At 72.2% G+C, this 20,965-nt stretch carries 25 protein-coding genes; 12 read left to right on the top strand and 13 right to left on the bottom strand.

Translation table 11 applies throughout. From position 1 onward, the window contains the following. Positions 1-3 precede the first annotated feature (3 nt). Together I4J89_RS21265 and I4J89_RS21270 are read left to right on the top strand one after the other, a co-directional pair. Positions 4-219 carry a type II toxin-antitoxin system antitoxin gene (locus I4J89_RS21265; protein WP_196415749.1) on the top strand — a complete coding sequence of 72 codons (216 nt, stop codon included), beginning with the start codon at positions 4-6 and terminating at the stop codon, positions 217-219. A 1-nt stretch (position 220) separates the two neighbouring features. Continuing rightward, positions 221-847, top strand: a complete 627-nt coding sequence (locus I4J89_RS21270) for a GOLPH3/VPS74 family protein (protein ID WP_196415750.1) — start codon at positions 221-223, stop codon at positions 845-847. Positions 848-856: 9 nt separating this feature from the next. Here I4J89_RS21270 and I4J89_RS21275 read toward each other — a convergent pair whose 3' ends face one another. The 5 genes from I4J89_RS21275 to I4J89_RS21295 all read right to left on the bottom strand — a co-directional run bounded on the left by I4J89_RS21275 (position 857) and on the right by I4J89_RS21295 (position 5,966). Beyond that, positions 857-1,636, bottom strand: coding sequence for an ABC transporter ATP-binding protein (locus tag I4J89_RS21275; protein ID WP_196415751.1), 780 nt, complete (start codon positions 1,634-1,636; stop codon positions 857-859). Then, positions 1,633-2,664 (bottom strand): FecCD family ABC transporter permease, encoded by a 1,032-nt coding sequence (locus I4J89_RS21280; RefSeq protein ID WP_196415752.1) that lies wholly within the window; start codon positions 2,662-2,664, stop codon positions 1,633-1,635. The genes I4J89_RS21275 and I4J89_RS21280 overlap by 4 nt, the downstream gene beginning before the upstream one ends. 1 nt (position 2,665) lies before the next feature. Further along, positions 2,666-3,694 (bottom strand): FecCD family ABC transporter permease, encoded by a 1,029-nt coding sequence (locus tag I4J89_RS21285; protein ID WP_196415753.1) that lies wholly within the window; start codon positions 3,692-3,694, stop codon positions 2,666-2,668. Positions 3,695-3,702: 8 nt separating this feature from the next. Next, positions 3,703-4,710, bottom strand: a complete 1,008-nt coding sequence (locus tag I4J89_RS21290; RefSeq protein ID WP_196415754.1) for an ABC transporter substrate-binding protein — start codon at positions 4,708-4,710, stop codon at positions 3,703-3,705. Between the two features lie 95 nt (positions 4,711-4,805). Further along, positions 4,806-5,966 carry an ROK family transcriptional regulator gene (locus I4J89_RS21295; RefSeq protein ID WP_196415755.1) on the bottom strand — a complete coding sequence of 387 codons (1,161 nt, stop codon included), beginning with the start codon at positions 5,964-5,966 and terminating at the stop codon, positions 4,806-4,808. A 56-nt stretch (positions 5,967-6,022) separates the two neighbouring features. On the opposite strand from I4J89_RS21295, the gene I4J89_RS21300 reads away from it, so the two are divergent. Next, on the top strand, positions 6,023-6,868 hold the full coding sequence (locus I4J89_RS21300; protein WP_196415756.1) for a LacI family DNA-binding transcriptional regulator: 846 nt from the start codon (positions 6,023-6,025) through the stop codon (positions 6,866-6,868). A 328-nt stretch (positions 6,869-7,196) separates the two neighbouring features. Here I4J89_RS21300 and I4J89_RS21305 read toward each other — a convergent pair whose 3' ends face one another. Further along, on the bottom strand, positions 7,197-7,640 hold the full coding sequence (locus I4J89_RS21305; RefSeq protein ID WP_309238402.1) for a hypothetical protein: 444 nt from the start codon (positions 7,638-7,640) through the stop codon (positions 7,197-7,199). Between the two features lie 102 nt (positions 7,641-7,742). Between I4J89_RS21305 and I4J89_RS21310 the strand changes: the two genes are divergently transcribed. The 4 genes from I4J89_RS21310 (at position 7,743) to I4J89_RS21325 (ending at position 11,422) form a co-directional block, all read left to right on the top strand. Then, a complete protein-coding gene (locus tag I4J89_RS21310; protein WP_196415757.1) occupies positions 7,743-8,423 on the top strand; it encodes a response regulator transcription factor in 681 nt (226 codons plus the stop codon). Further along, positions 8,420-9,664 carry a sensor histidine kinase gene (locus tag I4J89_RS21315; RefSeq protein ID WP_196415758.1) on the top strand — a complete coding sequence of 415 codons (1,245 nt, stop codon included), beginning with the start codon at positions 8,420-8,422 and terminating at the stop codon, positions 9,662-9,664. Before I4J89_RS21310 ends, I4J89_RS21315 begins: the two co-directional genes overlap by 4 nt. A 144-nt stretch (positions 9,665-9,808) precedes the next feature. Continuing rightward, complete coding sequence (locus I4J89_RS21320; protein ID WP_196415759.1) at positions 9,809-10,789, top strand: alpha/beta fold hydrolase; 981 nt, start codon at positions 9,809-9,811, stop codon at positions 10,787-10,789. A gap of 24 nt (positions 10,790-10,813) precedes the next feature. Further along, complete coding sequence (locus I4J89_RS21325; protein ID WP_196415760.1) at positions 10,814-11,422, top strand: TetR/AcrR family transcriptional regulator; 609 nt, start codon at positions 10,814-10,816, stop codon at positions 11,420-11,422. A 44-nt stretch (positions 11,423-11,466) separates the two neighbouring features. Here the strand turns inward: I4J89_RS21325 and I4J89_RS21330 are convergent, their stop codons facing one another. Together I4J89_RS21330 and I4J89_RS21335 are read right to left on the bottom strand one after the other, a co-directional pair. Beyond that, complete coding sequence (locus I4J89_RS21330) at positions 11,467-12,078, bottom strand: PepSY domain-containing protein (RefSeq protein ID WP_196415761.1); 612 nt, start codon at positions 12,076-12,078, stop codon at positions 11,467-11,469. Positions 12,079-12,176: 98 nt separating this feature from the next. After that, on the bottom strand, positions 12,177-13,169 hold the full coding sequence (locus tag I4J89_RS21335) for a CPBP family intramembrane glutamic endopeptidase (RefSeq protein ID WP_196415762.1): 993 nt from the start codon (positions 13,167-13,169) through the stop codon (positions 12,177-12,179). Between the two features lie 124 nt (positions 13,170-13,293). On the opposite strand from I4J89_RS21335, the gene I4J89_RS21340 reads away from it, so the two are divergent. Both I4J89_RS21340 and I4J89_RS21345 read left to right on the top strand, forming a co-directional pair. Next, positions 13,294-15,276, top strand: coding sequence for a sensor histidine kinase (locus I4J89_RS21340; RefSeq protein ID WP_196415763.1), 1,983 nt, complete (start codon positions 13,294-13,296; stop codon positions 15,274-15,276). Positions 15,277-15,296: 20 nt separating this feature from the next. After that, a complete protein-coding gene (locus I4J89_RS21345) occupies positions 15,297-15,920 on the top strand; it encodes a response regulator (RefSeq protein WP_230859373.1) in 624 nt (207 codons plus the stop codon). Positions 15,921-16,039: 119 nt separating this feature from the next. Here I4J89_RS21345 and infA read toward each other — a convergent pair whose 3' ends face one another. Next, positions 16,040-16,264, bottom strand: a complete 225-nt coding sequence (gene infA, locus I4J89_RS21350) for a translation initiation factor IF-1 (RefSeq protein ID WP_196415764.1) — start codon at positions 16,262-16,264, stop codon at positions 16,040-16,042. Between the two features lie 40 nt (positions 16,265-16,304). Beyond that, positions 16,305-17,066, bottom strand: coding sequence for a GNAT family N-acetyltransferase (locus I4J89_RS21355; RefSeq protein WP_196415765.1), 762 nt, complete (start codon positions 17,064-17,066; stop codon positions 16,305-16,307). Between the two features lie 204 nt (positions 17,067-17,270). On the opposite strand from I4J89_RS21355, the gene I4J89_RS21360 reads away from it, so the two are divergent. Together I4J89_RS21360 and I4J89_RS21365 are read left to right on the top strand one after the other, a co-directional pair. Then, positions 17,271-17,876, top strand: a complete 606-nt coding sequence (locus tag I4J89_RS21360; RefSeq protein WP_196415766.1) for a hypothetical protein — start codon at positions 17,271-17,273, stop codon at positions 17,874-17,876. 18 nt (positions 17,877-17,894) lie between these two features. Continuing rightward, a complete protein-coding gene (locus I4J89_RS21365; protein WP_196415767.1) occupies positions 17,895-18,485 on the top strand; it encodes a DinB family protein in 591 nt (196 codons plus the stop codon). A gap of 15 nt (positions 18,486-18,500) precedes the next feature. Here the strand turns inward: I4J89_RS21365 and I4J89_RS21370 are convergent, their stop codons facing one another. The 3 genes from I4J89_RS21370 to I4J89_RS21380 are packed head-to-tail and all read right to left on the bottom strand — an operon-like array spanning position 18,501 to position 20,265. Then, entirely contained in the window at positions 18,501-18,929 is a 429-nt protein-coding gene (locus tag I4J89_RS21370; RefSeq protein WP_196415768.1) for an MmcQ/YjbR family DNA-binding protein, read from the bottom strand. Positions 18,930-18,937: 8 nt separating this feature from the next. Further along, positions 18,938-19,885 (bottom strand): DMT family transporter, encoded by a 948-nt coding sequence (locus I4J89_RS21375; protein WP_309238403.1) that lies wholly within the window; start codon positions 19,883-19,885, stop codon positions 18,938-18,940. After that, positions 19,882-20,265 carry a winged helix-turn-helix transcriptional regulator gene (locus tag I4J89_RS21380; protein ID WP_196415769.1) on the bottom strand — a complete coding sequence of 128 codons (384 nt, stop codon included), beginning with the start codon at positions 20,263-20,265 and terminating at the stop codon, positions 19,882-19,884. The genes I4J89_RS21375 and I4J89_RS21380 overlap by 4 nt, the downstream gene beginning before the upstream one ends. Between I4J89_RS21380 and I4J89_RS21385 the strand changes: the two genes are divergently transcribed. Further along, the gene (locus I4J89_RS21385) at positions 20,264-20,962 is read left to right on the top strand and encodes an NADPH-dependent F420 reductase (protein ID WP_373688147.1); all 699 of its coding nucleotides are present in this window, start codon (positions 20,264-20,266) and stop codon (positions 20,960-20,962) included. The two genes, I4J89_RS21380 and I4J89_RS21385, sit on opposite strands and share 2 nt — an antisense overlap. The last annotated feature ends 3 nt before the right edge of the window (positions 20,963-20,965 follow it).

Below are 20,965 nucleotides of genomic sequence, written 5' to 3' on the forward strand. Positions count from 1 at the left end.
GCAATGGCTACCGAGCGGAAGAAGCTGCTGCTCCGGCTCGATCCCGCCGTGCACGACGCACTCGCACGGTGGGCCGGAGACGAGCTTCGTAGCACGAACGCCCAGATCGAGTACCTGCTGCGCAAGGCACTCGCCGACGCCGGCCGGCTCCCCGGCGGAGTCGGCCGGATGCGAGGGCCGGGCAGACCTCCCGCCACACCCGAGCCGGAAGAAGAATGACATGGCAGTACCCGGCACCCTCCCCCAGCGCGTCTTCCTGCTGGCCTACCACCCCGGCAAAGGCAGAGTGCCCTGGGACACCAACCTCGGCGCCATGCTCCGCGCGGCGGCCCTCGCCGACCTCTACCTCAAGGGCCACCTCACCGACGCAAACGGCCGCGCCACCACCGACGGCCCGCACCCCTGCCACGACTACCTGCTCGAGGCGCTCCTCGAAGAGATCGCCGAGTCCAAGCCACGCAAGTGGCAGTTCTGGGTCGAGCGCCGCCAGCGCGTCGCCGTGACCGCGGTACGCCAACAGCTCAGTGACGGCGGTTGGGTCCGCCTGGAACCACGCCGGATCCTCGGGCTGTTCCCCACGACCAGGGTGACCATCCGGGACCCCCGCGTCCGGAAGCAACTGCTCGGCCGGGTCAACGATGCCCTGAAGAGCCCCGTCGGCAGAGTCGACCCGGCCGACGCGGCACTCGTGGCCATCGTCGCCGCCGGAGATCTCAGCCACGTCCTCGACCGTCGGACCAGGCGCGCCCACAAACGGCGCATCCAGGAACTCACCGAGCTGACCGGACCGATCGGGCCGGCCCTGCGCAAGTCGATCCGGGACACCGCCGCCGCCGCGGCGGGCTAGGACCGCCGGTCAATCACGGGCCGGGACCACCATCGGGGTTCCGGCCACCGGGTCCGGGACGACCACGCAGGTCAGGCCGAACACCTTCTCGACGAGCTCGGCGGTGACCACCTCGGTCGGCGGGCCCTCGGCGACGATGCTGCCGTCGGCCATCGCGATGATGTGGTCGCAGAAGCGGCAGGCCAGGTTGAGGTCGTGCAGCACCACCACGACCGTCTTGCCGGACGCGGCGTTCAGCTTGCGCAACAGCCGCAGCAGATCCACCTGGTGGGCGATGTCCAGGAAGGTGGTGGGCTCGTCGAGCAGCAGCAGGTCGGTCTCCTGCGCGAGGGCCATGGCGACCCACACTCGTTGCCGTTGCCCGCCGGACAGCTGCCGGATCGGGCGGTCCACGAGATCGGCGGTGCCGGTGGCGTCGAGCGCGCGGGACACCGCGTCGTGGTCGCGTTCGGTCCAGCGGCGGAACCAGCCCTGGTGCGGGTAACGCCCGCGGGACACCAGGTCGGCCACGGTGATGCCGTCCGGCGCGACCGGGCTCTGCGGCAGCAGGCCCAGCACCTTGGCGACGTCGAGCGTGCTCATCTCGGCGATCGAGGCGCCGTCCAGGTAGACCGCGCCCTCGCGGGGGGTCAGCAGCCGGGCCAGGCCGCGCAGCAGAGTGGACTTGCCGCAGGCGTTGGCGCCGACGATCGCGGTCACCTTGCCGTCGAGGACCGTGAGGTCGAGGCCGGCCACGATGGGCCGCTCGTCGTAGCCGAGGGTGAGGCCCTCGGCGCGCAGCCGGGTCATCCGCCAGCTCCCTGTCGGTTCGTGGTGGCCAGCAGCCACAGCAGGTATGGTGCGCCGACCGCACCGGTCACCACGCCGGTGGGCAGCGGTGTCGGCATCAGATGGACGGCGACGAGGTCGGCGGTGAGCAGCAGCGCGGCGCCGGCCAGCGCGGCCGGCAGGACGCCGCCGCCGGCCGGGCCGAGCAGCCGGTCGGCGATCGGGCCGGCGACCAGGGCGACGAAGATGATCGGGCCGGCCACCGCGACGGCCAGGGCCACCAGGGTCACCGCCACGGCGAGCAGTCCGGCCCGGCTGAGCTCGGTACGCGTACCGAGCGCCCGGGCCGCGTCGTCGCCGAGTTCGAGGGCGCGCAGCTGCCGTTGCAGCAGCACCGCGAGAGGCAGCAGAACGGCCAGGGCGATCGACAGCAGCCGCAGTTCGCTGCCGCTGGCCTGGCCGACCGAGCCGGTCAGCCAGTGCATCGCCTGCCGGGCCTCGAACAGCTGGGCGCGGGTGAGCACGTATCCGGTCATGCCCTCGAAGAACACGGCGACGCCGATGCCGATGAGGATGAACCGGTAGCCGCTCACGCCGTCACGCCAGGCGAGCACGTACATGAGCAGTGCCGCGAGCAGCGCGCCGCCGAGGGCGAGGCCGCTGACCACGAGCCCGCCGGCCTGCAGCAGCACGATCCCGAAGACCGCGGCGAGGCTGGCGCCCGAGGTGATGCCGACGAAGTCCGGCGAGGCGAGCGGGTTGCGCAGCAGCTGTTGGAAGATCGTCCCGGAGGCACCGAGGGCCAGGCCGACCGTGAGCGCGGAGAGGGCGGTCGGCAGCCGCAGGCCGCGGACGACGAAGTCGACGCTGGGCTCGTCGCGCAGGTGCAGCACCGACGCGATGACCTCGCCGGCGCTGAGCCGGAAACTGCCCACCATCATGGTGACCACGAACAGGGTGGCCACCGCGCCGGCCAGCGCGGCCGTGACCAGCAGGGCTCGCGCGGTACGGCGCCGCCGGGTGGTCCGGAGAAGAACAGCGGTGGTCATCTCACGCCTCCGACAGCCGGCCGTAGCGGACGATGCCCACGAACACCGGCGCGCCGACCACGCCCAGCACGACGCCGACCTGGAGTTCGTCCGGCGCGGTCACCACCCGGCCGAGCACGTCGGCGAGCAGCAGCACGATCGGCGAGAGCAGCATCGAGTACGGCAGGATCCACCGGTAGTCCGGGCCGCACAGGAACCGCGCGATGTGCGGGACGACCAGCCCGACGAAGATGATCGGCCCGCAGGCCGCGGTGGCACCGCCGGCGAGCAGCGCGACCACGCCGAACGCCGCCGCCCGGGTGAGACCGACCCGCTGGCCGAGGCCGCGTGCCACGTCCTCGCCGAGGGCCAGCCCGTTCAGGCTGCGCCCGAAGGCGAGCGAGGCGATCAGGCCGGCGATCAGGAACGGCGCCACCCCGATCAGGATCGGCGCGTACCGGCCGGCGAGCGAGCCGACCTGCCAGAACCGGAGCTCGTTCAGGGCGTCCACGTTGGTCATCACGATGCCGGTGGTCAACGACCCGAACCCGGCGGCGATGGCCGCGCCGGCCAGGGCCAGCTTCACCGGGGTGGCGCCCTCGCGGCCCAGCGACGCGATCGCGTAGACCAGCACGAGCGCCGCGATCGCCCCGGCGAAGGCGAACCAGATGTACACCTCGACCCCGCGCAGGCCGAGCACGGTGACCGCGGTGACCACGAAGGCGGCGGCACCGGAGTTGATGCCCATGATCCCGGCGTCGGCGAGCGGGTTGCGGGTGACGCCCTGCAGGATGGCACCGGCTACGCCGAGCGCCGCTCCCACCAGAATGCCGAGCAGCGTACGCGGCACGCGCATCTCCAGGGTCACCGTGCTGCCGATCGACCCGTCGTCGTCCAGGCTGCCCAGGGCCCGCAGCACTTCGCCCAGGCCGATCGACCGCGAGCCCATCGTGATGCTGAGGAAGGCCACCACGGCCAGCACCGCGCCGAGAACGACGAGCCCCGGCCCGAGGGCCGTGGCTCGCCGAGAGGTTTGTACCGAGACGCTCATCGGTACGGCTAGGAGCCGATGTTCTCGTTCGCGGCCTTCACCGCGGTGGTCAGCTTGTCCAGCTCGGTGGCGAAGTCACCGTAGGTGTGCAGCCAGTACGCCGGCCAGGCCACGACAGCGCCCTGCTCGGCCGCCTTGATCTTGAACCAGGTCGGCTGCTTCTTGCCCCACTCCGCGTTGGCGGTCTCGGTGAAGGCGCGGCCGTCCCAGAGGATCAGATCCGGCTGGTACTTGTCGGCGTTCTCCCAGCTGAGGTTCTCCCAGTACGGAAAGCCCTTGTCCGGGCTGTCCGGGTTGATCACCTTGAGGCCGAAGCTCTGGAAGTCGAGCAGCTCGGGGGCGTACTCCGGGTTGGCGACGTAGACCTTGTCGTCGGCCGGTGACATCGCCGCGACGGTCAGGCCGGGCTTGGCCGCGACCGCCTCCTTGAACTTGGCGACGGACTCTTCGAACCGCTTCTTGGTCTCCGCGATCTTCGGGTCGTCCACCTTGGCGCCCAGGCTCTCCGCGAGATCCTCGTAGCCCTCCGCGAGCTGCAGGATCGACTTGCCCTGGGTGACGCCGACGACCGGGGCGAGCTCGGCGAGCTTCTTGCTCTTCTCGTCGACGCCCTCCTCGAGGCCACTGTGCGCCTTCTCAGCGGGCCACCAGTCACCGACGATGAGATCCGGGCGCAGCGCGGCCGCCTTCTCCACGTCGATCTTGCCCCACTCCTCGCCGAGGATCTCGATGCCGGTGAGGTCCAGGCTCTTGAGGTTGGGGTCGGTCTTGACCGACTCGTCGGCGTAGATGCCGACCGGTTTGATGCCGAACGACATCAGCGCCGCCGCCTCACCGGCGTGCGCGATGATCCGGGTCGGCGTCTTGTCCGCCTTGACCTCGGTGCCGGACCCGTCGGTGAACGACCAGGGACCGGCCGCCGCGGCGGCGGTGTCGCCAGAGGAGTCACTGGAACCACAACCGGCGAGCACGACGCTCAGCGCCGAGACAGCCAGAACCGTACGCCAAGCGCGCATTCTCGTCAGGTCCGTTCACATAGGGGAGCCTTAGTTAGGTCAGGCTAACCATAGTGTCTGTGGTTTACCAGAGTCGCTGCGGACCCGGCCCACCCTCAGGTGCGGACCATGCGGGCCGGGCCGGGCGTGTGTCCGGGTGCCACCGAGGCCTGCACCACCAGGGCGGCCGCGCCGATACTCGCCGCGTCGCGGGGCTGGGCGGAGAGCTCGACCAGCACCGCGTGACGCTGCCGGGAGTGGGCGGTGCGTTCCAGGTGGGCACGCAGCCGCCGGGCGTAGATGGATCCGGCGAGCGCGACGCCGGGGCCGGTGAGCACGACCCGGCCCAGGTCGAGCAGGTTGACCATCGAGGTGGCGGCGACGGCCAGGTGCCCGGCCGCGCGGTCGAGCACCTCGAACGCGGCCTGGTCGCCGTTCACCGCGGCGCGGGCCAGCGCGTCGTAGGCACTTGACGTCGTCGCCGAGCCGTCCAGGGACACGCCGGCGTCGGCGACGACGGCGGCCATCGAGGCGTACCGCTCCACGCAGCCGCGGTTGCCGCACGGGCAGGGCCGCCCGTCGTAGTGGATCGACAGGTGGCCGAGTTCGCCGGCGTCGAAGCTCGCGCCCCGGAACAGGGCGCCACCGAAGACGAACCCCGCGCCGATACCGGTGCCCAGGTAGACGCAGCCGAAGGCCTGCTCGCGGGAGACCCGCCGGCTCCAGAACTCACCGAGGGCGGCGGCCGCCGCGTCGTTCTCCACCATCACCGGCAGGCCGAGCCGGTCGGCCAGTTCGGCGCGCAGGGTGTGCGGGTCGGCAGTCTCGGCACTGCCCGGGTACGGCGTGGGCGCGACGATCGCCAGGCCCTCGATCCGGCTCCGCGGGAGGTCCAGCCCGGCGGTGAAGTCGTCGAACTGCCCGGCCAGCCGGTCGACCGGCTGGCGGGGCACCACCTCGCGGCCGACCACCCCACCGGTCAGGTCGACCGCCACGCAGGTGACCGTGTCCGGACCGAGGTGGAAGCCGATGCCGAACCGGTTGGCCGGCTTGATCGCGATCAGCGTGCGCGGCTTTCCGCGGATCGACCCGGTGGAGCCGACCTCGTGGATGATGCCGTCGGCGATGAGGTCGCGCACGATGTTGGAGATCGACGGCTGGGTGAGGCCGGTCAGATCGGCGAGCTCGACTCGGCTGATCGCCGCGGCGGAACGGATGACGTCGACGATGAGTGCCCGGCTGCCGGGCCCGGCGGCGGGCGTTTCGCGACGTGCCATCGAGGTAGTGTCTCCGGGGTCTGGTACCGACAGCGACACCCTACCTGGAGGAACAGGTGACACAGGCGCCCCGGCGGGTCGGGCTGGTGCTGGCGCGAGCCTCACAGGTGCTCGGCGAGGAGCCGTACTACCACGAGTTCCTCGAAGGGCTGGAGCGAGTGCTCACACCGTCGGGTGTATCGGTGCTGGTGCAGGTGGTCACCGACCGGGAGGCGGAGACCGCGACGTACGAGCGCTGGGCGGAGCAGTCCCGGGTGGACGGGGTGATCCTGGTCGACCTCGGCCCCGACGACGAACGGGTGGGCCTGGTCGCCCGGCTCGGGTTGCCGGCCGTGGTGATCGGCGACCCGTCGACGGCGCAGGGTCTGCCGACGGTGTGGACCGATGACGCCGGCTTCGCCCGGGAGGCGGTCGGCTTCCTGGCCGGGCTGGGGCACCGGGTGATCGGGCACGTGACCGGCCCGCCGGCGTTCGCGCACACCCAGCTGCGCCGCGGCGGGCTGGAGGCGGAGGCCGCCGAGCGGGGCATGACCGCGCTGGTGGCGGAGGGCGACTACTCGTACGAGGGCGGCCGGACAGCGGCGCTGGACCTGCTCAAGCGGAGCCCGGACCGGCCCACCGCGATCGTCTTCGACAACGACCTGATGGCGCTCGGCGGGCTGACCGCGGCCGGCGAGTGCGGGCTGCGGATTCCCGCGGACGTCTCGATGGTGGCCTGGGACGACTCACCGCAGTGCCAGCTCGCGGTGCCCGCGCTCTCCGCGATGAGCCACGACGTGGAGCAGATCGGCGAGCTGGCCGCACAGGCCCTGCTCGCCGCCATGGCCGGCGCTCCGGCCGCCGTCTACCAGGCCCCACCGGCACACATAGTGGCCCGCGACAGCACCCGCCCCCTCCACTAGACCCCTGGGCCCCTGTTTGCCGGTCCCGCTTCTTCTTCGGGGTACGCGTAACCGGTCGTCCCGCCGGAGCCGACCCCGTCCCCGTCCCCGCTCTCCCGGCGCGAGCCCCGCTTTCCCTCACCGCCCAACGCGACCGCCGGGAAACGGCAAGCAGCCCGACCGCTCCTCACCCAGCGCGACGGACTGGTGTTTCCCGGCGGCCGCGCTGGGGCCCGGACGTAAAGCCGGGCTTGCGCCGGGCAGGGCGAGCACCTGTCGGCTTCGGCAAGACGCCGCTCACCCGTACCCCGAAAGAGCGAGACCGGCAAGCAAACCTCAACCACCGCAGTCAGTCCTCGGTCTGCACGCGCAGCTCGGGAACCCCGTCCACGCAGGTCAGATCCACATCCACCCGGTCCTTCGGGTTGTCGACCGAACGGAACTCGCCCTCGTCGTCGTCCTGCTCGTGCACCGCGAACCCCTGAGCCGGCGCCATCGACAGGATCCGTTCGCAATCGGCCACCACGGTCCCGCCGCGCGTGGGGAAGGAGCGGCCGGTGGCCGGGCCCCGCGACGATGAGGGCGACGGTGACGGCGACGACGAGGACGGCGGCGCCGTGCCGAGTCCCTCGAGTTCCCGCTCCACCTGGGCCTCGCTGACCGGCGCGCCCTGCCGTGCGGTGAGATCGGCACCCACCAGGCCGATCCCCACCACGCCGACCAGCACGGCGAGGACCACGGCGAAGATCCAGCCGGCGGCGATCAGCAAGGGCTGTCGGTCGAAGAGTCGCACCTGCCCACTATGAGCCGGCCGGGGCTAAGGCAAGCACCCACCACGGATAAGGGACGGTTAAGAACCCACCGATCCGGCCGTCGCGGCGGATACCGTTTCGCCGTGGCCCGACTGCTGTTGATCGAGGATGACCCGGCGATCCGGAACTCGCTGCTACGGGCTCTGCGCGAGCGCGGGCACGCCGTCGCCGCGGCCGGTGCCGCCATGGAGGGCTTGCAGACCGCGCTCGCCGAACGCCCCGACCTGATCGTGCTCGACCTGGGCCTGCCCGACCTGGACGGCCGGGAACTGCTGCGGATGCTGCGGGCGGTGAGCCGGGTGCCGGTGATCGTGGCGACCGCCCGGGACGAGGAGACCGAGATGGTCCGGCTTCTCGACGCGGGCGCCGACGACTACGTGGTGAAACCGTTCACCGCGGCCCAGCTGGACGCCCGGATCCGGGCCGTCCTGCGCCGCGGCGGCGAGGCGGAGGGCACGCCGCGGCTCACCGTCGGCGGCCTGCACATCGACCCGGCGGCACGGACCGTCACCCTCGACGGCGCCGAGGTGGAACTGAGCCCGCGCGAGTTCGACCTGCTGCACCACCTCGCCCAGCGGGCCGGGCAGGTGGTGACGAAACGGGAACTGCTCAGTGAGGTGTGGCAGGTGCCGTACGGCGGGGCCGACAAGACGGTCGACGTGCACCTGTCCTGGCTGCGACGCAAGCTCGGCGAGACCGCACAGGAGCCGCGCTACCTGCACACCGTCCGCGGTGTCGGGGTGAAGCTGAGCGAGCCGGCGTGAGGAAACGTCTGACCCTGCTGGTCGCCGGCACCACCCTTCTGGTGCTGCTGGCGTTCCTCATCCCGATGGGAGTGCTGGTCCGGCAGGTGGCCGCGGACCGGGCGCTGAGCCGCGCCGACGACGTGGTGCAGACGATCGTGCCGCTGGTCGGGGCGGGTGATCTGAACGCGCTGCGGTTGACCGTGACGGCTCAGCCCGGGGTGACGGTCTTCCTGCCGGATGGCAGCGTGCTCGGCGCGCCGGCCGTGCCCACCGCAGCGGTCCGCCTCGCCGCGGCCCGCGGCCGCGCACTGACCGTGGTCACCGACGACGGTCAGGAGCTGGCTGTGCCGGTGGTCGGCGCGGGCGGCACGACCGTGGTGCGCACGCTGGTCACCGACGCCGAGCTGAACCGCGGCGTGAGCCGCGCCTGGCTGATCCTGGCCGCGCTGGGCCTGACGCTGGTGCTGCTCGGCCTGCTGGTCGCCGACCGGCTGGCCCGCGCCATCACCGCGCCGATCACCCAGCTCTCCGAGGTCTCCCACCGGCTCGCCAGTGCTGACCTGGCTGCCCGCGCCGAGCCGGCCGGGCCGCGTGAGCTGCGCGAAGTCGCCGGCGCGCTGAACCATCTGGCCGGCCGCATCCAGGAACTGCTCGCCGCCGAACGCGAACAGATCGCCGACCTGTCGCACCGCCTGCGCACGCCGCTGACCGCGCTGCGCCTGGAGGCCGAGTCGTTGCGCGACCCGGAGGAGTCGGCCCGGGTGGAGGCCGCCGCCGACCAGGTGGCGCGGGCGGTGACCGCGGTGATCCAGCAGGCCCGGCGCCGGGACGCGGCACCGGCGGCGGCCGGCTGCGACGCGGCCGCGGTGGTCCGCGACCGGGTGGCGTTCTGGGCGGTCCTCGCCGAGGACACCGGCCGCGCGCTCCGCCGGGATCTGCCGGCGGACGCGCTGCCGGTCGCGGTGGCCGCCGACGACCTGGCGGCCGCGCTGGACGCACTGCTCGGCAACGTCTTCGCGCACACCCCCGACGGCACCGCACTCACCGTCACGCTCACCGCCCGCCCGGGCGGCGGCGCCATCCTCACGGTCGCCGACGAAGGCCCCGGCTTCCCGGCCTCGGCGGCCCGGCGCGGCACCTCCGGCGGCGGCTCGACCGGCCTCGGCCTGGACATCGCACGCAAGGTCGCGGTCGCTTTCGACACCGGCGCCGGCGATGACGGCGGAGCGGTGGTCCGGCTGGAGCTTCCCGGTTCCTGACCTTTTTCGGTACGGGTGACGCACAGTCCCCGCTCTCCCCCGCGATCTCCGCACCACACCGGGCCGCAGCGCGGCCGCCGGGCTAACCGATCGGTTAAACTACTAACCATCCGGTAAGTGCCACCTCGATGAGAGGAGCCTCCCGTGACCGAGTCCCGCCCCCGCCGCCGGCGATGGCTGATCGTCGCCGGCCTCACCGTCGCCGCGCTTCTGCTGTTCACCGGCGGTTTCCTCACCCGCGGCAGTTCTCCGGTCGGCCACTTCACCTCCGCGGACGGACATGACCACTTCGTCGCCGCGTACGAGAAAGCCATGACCGACCTGCCCCAGCCCGCGGCCACGCTGGACATCCGCACCACCTACGGCCTGGTGCGGGTCTACCGGTTCGCCGGCGCCGAGCCGGGCGCCGAGCCACTGATCCTGCTGCCCGGCTGGGCGGCGTCCTCGCCGATGTGGGCCGACAACCTGCCCTCGCTGCTGCGGCTGCGGACCGTGTACACCGTCGACCTGCTCGGCGAGCCGGGCGCCAGCATCCAGGACCGGCCGATCGAGACCCACCGTGAGCAGGCCGACTGGCTGCACCAGCTGTTGCAGCGGCTGCCGGAGCCGCGATTCCACGTGCTCGGCATGTCGTTCGGCGGCTGGACCGCCACGAACCTGGTCGTGCACCGTCCGGAGAAGGTCGCCGGGCTGATCCTGATCGACCCTGCCGTCACCTTCGCCGATCTGCCCTTCGAAGTGATCGTCCGGTCGCTGCCGGCGTCGGTGCGGTGGCTGCCGAAGAGCTGGCGCGACGGCTTCAACAGCTGGACCGCCGGTGGCGCGCCGGTGGAGGACAGCCCGCTCGCCGATCTGATCGAGTCCGGGATGGGCAACTACGCGATCAAGCGGCCGGCTCCGGCCCGGTTCGACACGGAGCGGTTGCGCGCCATCGATGTCCCGGTGCTGGTGATCTTCGCCGGTGAGTCGGTCATGCACGACGCGCGGGAGGCCGCCCGGACAGCGTCGTCGACGCTGCGGCACCGTACGGTACTGACCTACGACGGCGCCTCGCACGCGATCAACGGGGAACAGCCCGACCGGATCGCCGCCGACGTGGCCGCCTTCCTCAGCACCACCGCCTAACCGTCGCCGATCCTCGGGAGCAGCATGCCGAACACGCCGCGCGCCGCCCGGGACGCCCGGCCGCTCACCTTCACCGAGCAGGCGCGCCGTGCCCAGTTCGTCGGCCTGACGATCCGGGTGATCGCCGAGCACGGCTACGCGGGCTGTTCCCTGCAGCGCATCGCCGACGCGGCCGGCGTCACCAAGGCCGCGGTCCTCTATCACTTCGCCTCGAAGGCGGCGCTGGTCCGGGCCGCCTACGAGGAGGTGATCGGCCAGCTCACCGCCGACGTCGGTGCGCTGGTCGAGCAGGCGGCGGGCCCGGCTCAGGCGGTGGAGGCGTACGTCCGCGGCCTCACCGGTCACCTCGCGGCGCACCCGGATCACGTCCGGGTGATCGTCGAGGCGCTCGACGGGGACACCGCGATCACGGACCGGCCCGCTTCGCCGTCGCGCTGGCAGGCGCTCGCCGCACTGATCGAGGCGGCGAAGGAGTCCGGGGCCTATCGTCGCGACATCGACTCACGCGTGCTCGCCATCGTCCTCGGTGGTGCGATCGACGGCCTGATCGCTGAGTCGCTGCAGGACACCGCCTTCGACGTGGTGGCGGCGGCCGATGCGCTGGTGGACCTGCTGCGGCGCAGCACCGGCTGACCGGCGCGGGCGCTCCGCCCGGCGGCCGAGCTCACCGCCTGCGATCAGTCGTCGTCGCCGTCATCGTCGCGGCCGCCGTGCCGGTCCCCGCCGTTGTCGTCGTCGTCATCGTCGCTGTCGTCGCTGTCGTCGCTGTCGTCGCTGTCGTCGCTGTCGTCGCTGTCGTCGCTGTCGTCGCCGTCATCGTCGCTGCCGCCGCGCCTGTCGTCGCTGTCGTCGTCGCGCTCGTGGCGCAGCACCTCGCCGGTCGTCACGTCCACGTCGATGTCGTGCTCGACAGAGCCGTTCAGCACCTCGACGTCCCACACCTGGCGGCCGTGCTCGGTCTCCCGCTCGACCTTCACCGCCCTCCCGCCGCCGGCCGCGTGCACCGCGATCGCCTTCGCGGCGTCCGCGCTGACCACCGTCCCGCTGTCGCCGCCGTTCCCGGTGCTCGCCGACCCCGACGGCGTGGCGCTAGCCGAACTCGACGGCGTAGCGCTCGCCGAACCCGACGGCGTCTCCGTCGGCTCGGGTGAGACCGTGGCCACCGCCGTCGTCGCGTCGGTCGACGGGCTCGGCGTCCCGGCGGCCGCCAACGCGGTGCCCGCAATCCCCAGCACCGCCAGAGCGCCGGTCGCCACAACAACCCCGGTACGCGTCCTCTTGTTCATCATCCTGCTGACCTCCTGCTCGATCCGACCTGATCAAGATCGCCGGAGGCCGGCTATCGGCACGCTGCGGTAACGCTAAGGCCCGGCTAAGACTGTTCGGATCACCGGCTGATCTCCGGGCGGCGCGCCGCATCGAGCTCCTGGCCGATCTGTCGAAGCTCCGGCACCGGCTGCCTCGGCACCTCGATCGGCACTGCCGGGGTGACCGCCGCGATCGCACGGCGACGGGCCAGCCACAGGATCACCGCCGCGTAACCGAACAGCACCGGCAGGTCCGCGACCGCCATCTGCCACGGCATGTCCGCCGCCGTCTGGTCCATCCCGAGCTCACCGTACGCGGCCGCCAGCACGGAGCTGACCAGGTTGTTCATCACGTGCAGCGCGATCGCCGCCTCCAGCCCACCGGTGCGTACGGTCAGCCAGCCGGCGACCAGACCGAAGAGCAGCAGGTCCGCGAAACCCCACGCGGTCCCCCAGCCGTGCAGCGCCGCGAAGACCAGGGCCTGCACCGCGATCGGCAGCCACGGCGAGCGGAACCACGCCCCGAACGCCTGCACCAGCCAGCCCCGGGTCAGGTACTCCTCGGCCGCCGCCTGCCCGGGCACCACCAGCGCCAGCACCAGCATCGACCCCGCGAACGGCCCCCAGCCCGCCAGATCCGCGCCGAGCCCGGCCTCCCCGCCGGTCGCCGCTGTCAGGCCGAGGCCGCCACCGAGGAACAGCAGGATCGCCACGAACGCCACCGGCAGGCAGACCATCAGCCACCGCCAGCGCAGCCGCCCGGCCACCGACGACACCGTTCCGGCCGGCCGCTGCTGGATCCAGCGGGCCGCGAGCAGCACCACCGGCAGCAGCACCGCGATGCTCAGGAACGCCACGGCCAGGTCGGTGAGCTCGCCGAAGCTGGGCACTCCGTCGGCTTCCGGCCGCCCGGCGACCGCCGCGGCCAGCGCAACGGCGAGAAAGACCGACATCGTCACGACGACCCCGGCGACCGCGATGAACAGGGTGCCGACGACCGGGCGCCACCATCGGTGCGCGGCGGTCCGGGCCAGGCGGTGATAGGGCGTCGACGGCGGCGGAGGAATCAGCATGGATGAAAGTGTGTCGTGTGGGCGCACGCGGCGGATCTGGCCGCGGCCGGATACCGACCCCCACCCTGGGGCATAGATCCGCCCTGCCCGAGGGCGGTGTCCGGCCCCGATAGGCTGTCGCATCATGGCCCGCTGGAGGAACTGGCTGCTGCCCGCGCTGCTCGCGGCGGCCCAGCTCGCACTCTGGCCCGGCGTCCTGCTGGCCCGCGGCGACCACCTCGATCCGGTACGCCTGACCGCCGTCACCACCGTCGTCGCGGTGATCGCCGCCGCCCTCGGCTTCCGTCACCGGCACCCGGTCGCCGTCGCCGTGGTCGTGGCCGCCGCCCTCGCCCTCGGCGGCTGGATCACGCCCGAGCAGGTGTTCTTCGTGCCGGAGGACACGCTGCTGGTGGTGTCCCTCGCCCAGTTCGTCACCGTGTTCACGGTCGCGGTGCGGTGCTCGCGGCGAACCACGGCGTTGGTCCTGGCCGGGCTCACCCTCTGGCTGGCGGCGGACATCGCGATCACCGGTGGCGACCCGTTGGACATCCCGTTCGGCGCGACGTTGTACGCGATCGTGGCCGCCGCCGGACGCCTGCGCGGCCGCTGGATCGCCGACCGGGCCTCGGCCGCCCACCGCCTCGCCGAGGCCGAGCAGGCCCGCCGCGAGGCCGCCGACGCCGAACGCCGGCGGCTGGCCCGCGAACTGCACGACGTGACCGCCCACCACCTCACGTCGATCGTGGTGAACGCGTCGACCGCGGAGTTCCTCGGCGACCAGCGCCCGGAGTTGCGCGCCGAGGCCCTCGCCTTCGCCGCCCGCACCGGCCGCGAGGCCCTCATCGACCTGCGGCGGCTGGTCGCGGTCCTGCCCGCCGGCCCGGCCGTCCCGGAGCCGGCGGCGGCGAGCCTGGCCGATCTCGCCGACGACTTCCGCCAGCTGGGCCAGCTGGTCACCCTCGAAGCGGCGGCTCCTGGCACGCTGCCGCCCGCCGTCGCCGAAGCGATGTACGGCATCGCCCGGGAGGCGCTCACCAACACGCTGCGGTACGCGCCGGGCGCCGCGGTCCGGATACGCCTGTTCACCGGCCCCGAGGGCACCGAGCTGCTGGTCGAGGACGACGGCGGTACGACGCCGGTCGCTTCCGGGCTGGGCAGCGGGCGCGGCCTCGCCGGGATGCGGGACCGCGCGGCGGCGCTCGGCGGGACGGTGCGGGCCGGGCACCGGGCGCACCGCGGCTGGACCGTACGCGCGGTGCTTCCCTCGACCGCGCCCGTACCCCATGGTTCTCGCCGTTTCTCCCGGTGGTTGCGCAGCCAGGTCCTGCTGGACGCGGCCCTGATGCTGCTCACGCTCGCGTTGCCGCTCTCCGGCGTGGCGGTCTTCGCCGAGGAGACCGGCAACGAGCCGGCCGCCACCGCTCTGGTCCTGCTGGCCGTGGTGGCGCACGCCGCGCCGCTGCTGTGGCGGCGGCAGCACCCGTGGACCGCGTTCACCGCGGTCGTGCTGACCACCTGGCTGGGCCCGCTGCTGCTGGTCACCGGCGTGGTGCCGGTCGGCGGCGGCTGGCTGTTCGTGTTCTCCGCCGGCGCCGACCTGGCCGCCGTCTACGCCGTCGCCGACCGCGGCGCCCGTCCCGGGCTGACCTGGATCGCCCCGCTCGCCGCCGTCTTCACCGGTGCGCTCGCGCTCGCGCTGCTGGTCGCGGTGGAAGCACCGGCGGACGGCGAGCCGGCGACCGACGAACCGCTTCTGGCACTGGCCATGCTGCTCACCTTCGCGGTCTTCGCCGCGGTGGTCCTCGCCGTGCCGGTGTTCGGCTGCTGGCTGGCCGGTCACGCCACCCGGCGCCGCCGGCAGCGCCGCATCGACCGGGAGGAGGGCGCCGTGGTGGCCGCCGCCGCTCAGGCTGAGCTGCGTGCCCGCGACGAACGGGCCCGGGTCGCGGCCGGTTTGCACGCCGCCGTGCTCCAGCACGCCGCGCGGGTGCCGGACGCCGCCGAGCAGGCCGACCTGCCCGCGGTGCTGGCCGCCAGCAAGGAGGCCCTGTCCGCGATGCGGTCGCTACTCGACGGCCTCGGCCCCGTGCCCGACCAGGAGGTGTCGTCATCGCAACCCGGGTGATCGTCGTCGACGACCAGCTGATGATCCGGGCCGGGCTCTGCGCCATCGTCGGCTCGCAGGACGACATGGAGGTGGTGGCCGAGGCCGGCGACGGCGCGACCGCGCTGGACCTGGCCGCCCGGCTCAACCCGGACGTGGTGCTGATGGACATCCGGATGCCCGGCATGGACGGCCTCACCGCCACCGCCCGGCTGACCGCCGGCGAGAACCCGCCCCGGGTGCTGGTGCTCACCACGTTCCACCAGGACGCGTACGTCTTCCAGGCCCTTCGGGCCGGCGCCTCGGGCTTCCTGCTGAAGGACTCCGACCCGGCCGAACTCGTGGCCGCGATCCGCGTGATCGCCGCCGGGGAGGCGATGCTCAGCCCCACGGTCACCCGGCGCCTGATCGACGCCTTCGCGACGGGTGCGGTCAGCACGGCCCGTTCCGGTGATCCCCGGCTGGACCGGCTGACCCCTCGCGAACGCGACGTGCTGACCCACCTGGCCACCGGCCTGTCCAACGCCGAGATCGGCGAGGCCCTGGGCATCACCGCCGGCACGGTGAAGGCCCACGTCAACGCCCTGTTGCCGAAACTCGGTGCCCGCGATCGGGTCCAGGCCACCATCGTCGCGTACGACCTCGGCCTGGCCCGCCCCCGCTAGATGCCTTCCGTAGTCAGGGTCCGCAGCGATGATCTTGCCTGACCCACGCTCACTGCTGTCTCAACGGCCGCCAGGCAGCACCCACGTTGGGCCGGACAAGTCCCTGACCACGAAGGTCTCTAGTTGCGGTACCGGAAGAGGATCCGGCCGCGGCTCAGGTCGTACGTGCTGACCTCCACCAGCACGCGGTCGAACGGCAGAATCTTGATGTAGTTCTTCCGGATTTTCCCGCTGATGTGTGCCAATACCTTGTGCCCGTTCTGCAGTTCCACCCGGAAGGTGGCGTTGCGCAGGCACTCGATAACGGTGCCCTCGAGTTGAATGCCGTCCGTTGCCTTGTTCATGTCCGCTCCACTCGATGAAGGTCAGTTGGGTGCGCGGGGATCAGCGCAGCACCAATTCCAGGTTGCTGCTGGTACGCCGGGCGCCCACGCCTTCGAACAGGTTGATCGCCGCTTCGTTCGACTGGTTCACGTCCGCGGACGCCGTCGCGATCCCGCGCCGGTGCGCCGAACCGAGTACCTGAGCCAGCAGCGCCCGAGCGATTCCCCGGCGGCGCCGGTCGGCCCGGACCGCGATCAGGCCGATGCGCGGCTGCCGGGGCAGCGGGACCACCCGCACCAGTCCCACGTACGCGCCGGACTGTACCGCCACCGCGTACCTGGCCGGATCCAGCACCAGGGCGCCGTCCGGCCGGGCCGGCACCTCCGCCGGCATGTTCTGCCATCCGAACGTCGCTTCGACCTCGTCGCGAATGACGCGGTCCAACTCGCGGAGCGGGCCCTCTTCCGCTTCGCCGGCCGCCAGCGTCGTCACGCCCGGCGGCGGCAGCACCGAGTCGAGCCCGGTGATCCGCGGGTCGGTGGGCACGACGTACTCCCACTCGCGGCGCCGGGGGCCGAAGCCGGTCCGCTCCCACCGGGACAGCAGGTCGAGATCGTCCTCGTCGACCACGGTGTACAAGGGCCTCGGCAGGTTCGCCAGCATGGCGCCGGCCAGTTGGTCGAAGACGGTGTCGTGCCATGCGTCGATGCTGAGGAAACGCCGCCCGTCGGGCCGGCGCGAAACCTCGCCGCGGCCGACCACCCGGTCGTCGCCCAGAGCGTGCCAATGCCGCTCCGCGATCTGCGTGACAGCAGAGTCCATAGGGTGTCACCTTTCTGGAGTGCCTCATCGAGGCGCTCCCGGCGACACCTAGATCAATCGCCCGACCGTGACGACGAGGGGAGCACCCACATCGAAAAAACGTTCACGGGTCTCACCTCCTCATGCTGTGCCACGGCCGACCGGCAGGCTATCGGTACGCACATCACCCTGTCCAACCATTTGCGGCCGTATATGGTGGCCGCGATGTCGCCCGCACCGACCGACCTGTGGTGGATCGGTGGATCGCCGTGCTCGGGCAAGAGCACGGTCGCCGGCATCATCGCGGCCGCCCGCGATGTACCGCTGTACTCCTGCGACGATGCCTTCGAACGGCACGCGGCTGCTGGACCCACCCTCAAGAAGGTCACCGCGATGAACATCGGTGATCGGCTCGCACAACCCATCGAGGTCCAGGTCGGCGACGTCGTCCGCCTCTACCGGGAAGAGTTCCCGCTCATCCTGGCGGACCTCGGCAACGCCGGCGCCCGCGTCGTCGAGGGCGCCGCCCTCCTGCCCGAACTCCTCGCCGGCATCGGAGTCCCCCGGGAGCAGGCCGTGTGGATCGTGCCGACCGAAGAGTTCCAGCATCGCCACTACCGCCAGAGGGCCTGGGCACACGAGCTTCTCGCCTCGCTCGCCCGGCCGGACCAGGCGTTCACCCGATGGATGCGACGCGACATCGCCTTCGCGCGCCTCGTCGCGGACCAGGCGCGCGATCTCGGCTACCCGGTCATCGTGGTCGACGGCACGACCAGTGCCACCCAGGTCGCCGCCGCCGTTCACGAACTCCTGTCCCGGCCGCGGGCGTGAGGTGGCATCCTCTTCGAGATGATCGCCTTCGACCCCAAAGCGGACCTTCGGCACTACCTCGATGCGGCCAGGAAGGCCCTGTTGTGGAAGCTGGAAGGCCTGGCGGAGTACGACGCTCGCCGCCCGTTGACCCCGACCGGCACCAACCTGCTGGGCCTGGTGAAGCATGTCGCCGGCGTCGAGGCCGGCTACTTCGGCGAGACCTTCGACCGGCCGTTTCCTGAGGCCCTGCCGTGGATGGACGACGACGCCGCCCCGAACGACGACATGTGGGCCACGGCGGACGAGCCGAGGGACGAGATCATCGCCCTTTATCGCCGCGTCTGGGCGCACTCCGACGCCACCATCGAGGCGCTCGATCTGGACGCGCTCGGGCGCGTGCCGTGGTGGCCGGCGGAGCGTGCGACCGTCTCCCTGCACCGGATCCTGGTGCATGTGACCGCCGAGACCAACCGGCATGCCGGCCACGCGGACATCGTCCGGGAACTCGTCGACGGATCGGTGGGCGTACGCCCGGACAACAGCAACCTGCCATCGCAGGACCGCTCCTGGTGGACCGAGTACCGCGCCCGGCTGGAAGAGACGGCCCGGCTCTTCCGACGCGACTGATCCCGCCGCTACTGGCTACGCCCCTGCTCTGCCGTGCGCGTTCAGCCAGGCGGCCGCCCGCCGTGCTGACGCGCGGGACAGCCACGCGTCCTGGATCACTTCGGCCAGCTCCGCCCGGGTCAGCTCGCCGACCCGGCAGGCCCGCAGCAGGACCGACGGATGGCCGTCGAAGTGCGGCGTGGTGAAGAACGGCGACGTCTCGTCCTGGATCAGCGCCTGCTTGTCCGCCTCCGACTCGACCCAGAAGACGATGACGTCCGGATAGCGTTCCCCGGTGTCGGGGTCGAACGCGTCCGGCCGGGGATTGCGGAAGAAGACGAAGGACTTGCGGCCCACCTGATAGACGGGGTTGTCGCCGGAGCCGTACTCGACGGTGACGAACGGCATGCTCGATGCCAGCTCGTGCACGTCGTCGACCCGAGCGGGACGATCTTCGTGAGACACGTCCCAACCTACCTGGGCCTACGCCGCAGCAGCAGCCCCTGCGAGACGGCGACGCCCACCAGCACGACGACGGCGCCGACCGGCTGGTTCCAGTGCAGGTGCTCGTGCAGGATCGTCACCCCGACCAGCGTCGCGAACACCGGCATCAGGTACGTCACCGACGTCGACGTGCTCACCCCGGCCAACCGGATCACCTGGAAGTTGAGCACGAACGCGATGCCGGTGCCGAGCGCGCCCAGCGCCAGCACGCAGAACACCACGTCGGTGGAGAGCCCGGCCGGGTTGGGCGGCGGGCCGGCCAGCAGCGGCGCCACCACCGTCAGCTGAGCCAGCGCCGCCAGCAGCTGGGCCGCCGCCATCGACACCCCGCTGCCGGCCCGCCCGGCGATGAACTTCTTCTGGTACGGAATCGCGACGGCGTAACACATCGCCGCGCCGAAGCACATGAGCTGCCCGGTGAACTGGGATCCGCCCAGCCCGCGCCACACGCCGAGCACCACGAGCACGCCGGCGAACCCGATGCCGAGGCCGGCCGCCTTGCGCACGGTCATCCGCTCGGTGCGGAACGCCAGCACCGCCAGCGGCAGCGCGACCAGCGGGGTAGCGGCATTCCAGATCCCGGCGAGCACCGACGACACCCGCTGCTCGCCGAAGCCGAAGAGGGTGAACGGCAGCACCACGCCGAGCAGCGCGACGACCATCAGGTGCCCCCACAGCCGGGCGTCGCGGGGCAGCCGGTCACGGGTGACCGCAAGCACCGCCAGCAGGATCAGCACGCCCGCGGCGACCCGGCCGAAGGTGAGCCACAGCGGGTGCAGCTCGCGGACCCCGACCTTGATGAACAGGAAGCTGGTGCCCCAGATCGCGGCGAGTGCCAGGTAGCTGGGCAGCCACTGGCGCGTCTCGGCGGGAGCCGGCACGGCGGGCGACAGGTCAGGAGCGGTCTGGGTGGTCACCCCTGACACTCTGCCCGAGGGGTACGACAATCTCGCGCCATATACCGCTCCTGAGCATCGACGACCGCGTCCGCGTACCGGGTTGCCCAGGCGCCCATCATCCGCATCGGTTCCAGCAGCGCGCTGCCGGCCTCGGTCAGCTCGTAGTCGACCCGTGGTGGCGCCTCCTGGTACGGCCGCCGCTCGACCAGGCCGTTGTACTCCAGCCGCCGCAGCGCGTCGTTGAGCACCTTGGCGCTGATCCCGCCGATCCGGGTCCGCAACACCGCCGGCCGCATCGGCCCGTGCGCGGCGAGTGTGAACACCACCACGCTGTCCCACCGGTTGGCGAGCACCTCGAAGGCCACCCGGGCCCGGCAGTCGGCGGTGTATTCGTCCATGACCGCCATCCTGCCCCGGGGGTCGGACACCATTCGGTGTGCATCGACCGGCCTACCGTCAGCCGGCATGAACGTAGGAATCCTCGGAACAGGCGGCATGGCGGCGGCGCTCGGCGGCGCCTGGACAAGAGCCGGGCACCGTGTGCTGATCGGCGGCCGTAACCACGAACGAGCGAAGCTCACCGCCGAGTCCATCGGCGCCGCCGCTCACGGCAGCCTCGAGGACGCGGCCCGCCACGGCGACGCCGTCCTCGTCGCCGTGCCCGCCGCAGCGGCGCCGCAGCTGGTCAGCGACCTGGCTGGACCGCTGGCCGGCCGCACCGTCATCGACTGCACCAACCCGATCGTCGCGACCAGCGACGGCCTGCTGCTCGATGAGCCGATGGCCGGGCGACTCGCGGCCGCCGCCGGCGGCGCGCACGTCGTCAAGGCGTTCAACCTCTGCCACGTCAGCATCTGGACGCTGCACCGGCCGGCCTTCGAGAACGTGCCGCTGGCCGTACCGTATTGCGCGGACCACCCGGCAGCGGCCGCCGTGACCGAGACCCTGATCAGCTCGATCGGATGCACGCCGGCGGCGTGCGGCGGGCTGGCGCGCGCCGCCTACCTGGAGGCGACCGCCGCACTGGCGATCGGCCTGTGGTGGTCGGGCGGCCAGCCACGCGCCATGTTCCCCCCGATGGGTCAGGTGGCATGAAAG

Origin of the sequence: Actinoplanes aureus (assembly GCF_015704865.1) — a bacterium.
Classification (GTDB): Bacteria; Actinomycetota; Actinomycetes; order Mycobacteriales; family Micromonosporaceae; genus Actinoplanes; species Actinoplanes aureus.

Bases quoted from the DNA above. Each gene is read 5' to 3' on its own strand.
- I4J89_RS21360 (WP_196415766.1), top strand. From the start codon at position 17,271: ATGTCGCCCGCACCGACCGACCTGTGGTGGATCGGTGGATCGCCGTGC.
- I4J89_RS21335 (WP_196415762.1), bottom strand. From the start codon at position 13,169: ATGCTGATTCCTCCGCCGCCGTCGACGCCCTATCACCGCCTGGCCCGG.
- I4J89_RS21330 (WP_196415761.1), bottom strand. From the start codon at position 12,078: ATGATGAACAAGAGGACGCGTACCGGGGTTGTTGTGGCGACCGGCGCT.
- I4J89_RS21325 (WP_196415760.1), top strand. From the start codon at position 10,814: ATGCCGAACACGCCGCGCGCCGCCCGGGACGCCCGGCCGCTCACCTTC.
- I4J89_RS21380 (WP_196415769.1), bottom strand. From the start codon at position 20,265: ATGGACGAATACACCGCCGACTGCCGGGCCCGGGTGGCCTTCGAGGTG.
- I4J89_RS21290 (WP_196415754.1), bottom strand. From the start codon at position 4,710: ATGCGCGCTTGGCGTACGGTTCTGGCTGTCTCGGCGCTGAGCGTCGTG.
- I4J89_RS21275 (WP_196415751.1), bottom strand. From the start codon at position 1,636: ATGACCCGGCTGCGCGCCGAGGGCCTCACCCTCGGCTACGACGAGCGG.
- I4J89_RS21355 (WP_196415765.1), bottom strand. From the start codon at position 17,066: ATGGACTCTGCTGTCACGCAGATCGCGGAGCGGCATTGGCACGCTCTG.
- I4J89_RS21345 (WP_230859373.1), top strand. From the start codon at position 15,297: ATGATCCGGGCCGGGCTCTGCGCCATCGTCGGCTCGCAGGACGACATG.
- I4J89_RS21285 (WP_196415753.1), bottom strand. From the start codon at position 3,694: ATGAGCGTCTCGGTACAAACCTCTCGGCGAGCCACGGCCCTCGGGCCG.
- I4J89_RS21295 (WP_196415755.1), bottom strand. From the start codon at position 5,966: ATGGCACGTCGCGAAACGCCCGCCGCCGGGCCCGGCAGCCGGGCACTC.
- I4J89_RS21280 (WP_196415752.1), bottom strand. From the start codon at position 2,664: ATGACCACCGCTGTTCTTCTCCGGACCACCCGGCGGCGCCGTACCGCG.
- I4J89_RS21385 (WP_373688147.1), top strand. From the start codon at position 20,264: ATGACCGCCATCCTGCCCCGGGGGTCGGACACCATTCGGTGTGCATCG.
- I4J89_RS21340 (WP_196415763.1), top strand. From the start codon at position 13,294: ATGGCCCGCTGGAGGAACTGGCTGCTGCCCGCGCTGCTCGCGGCGGCC.
- I4J89_RS21265 (WP_196415749.1), top strand. From the start codon at position 4: ATGGCTACCGAGCGGAAGAAGCTGCTGCTCCGGCTCGATCCCGCCGTG.
- I4J89_RS21270 (WP_196415750.1), top strand. From the start codon at position 221: ATGGCAGTACCCGGCACCCTCCCCCAGCGCGTCTTCCTGCTGGCCTAC.
- I4J89_RS21365 (WP_196415767.1), top strand. From the start codon at position 17,895: ATGATCGCCTTCGACCCCAAAGCGGACCTTCGGCACTACCTCGATGCG.
- infA (WP_196415764.1), bottom strand. From the start codon at position 16,264: ATGAACAAGGCAACGGACGGCATTCAACTCGAGGGCACCGTTATCGAG.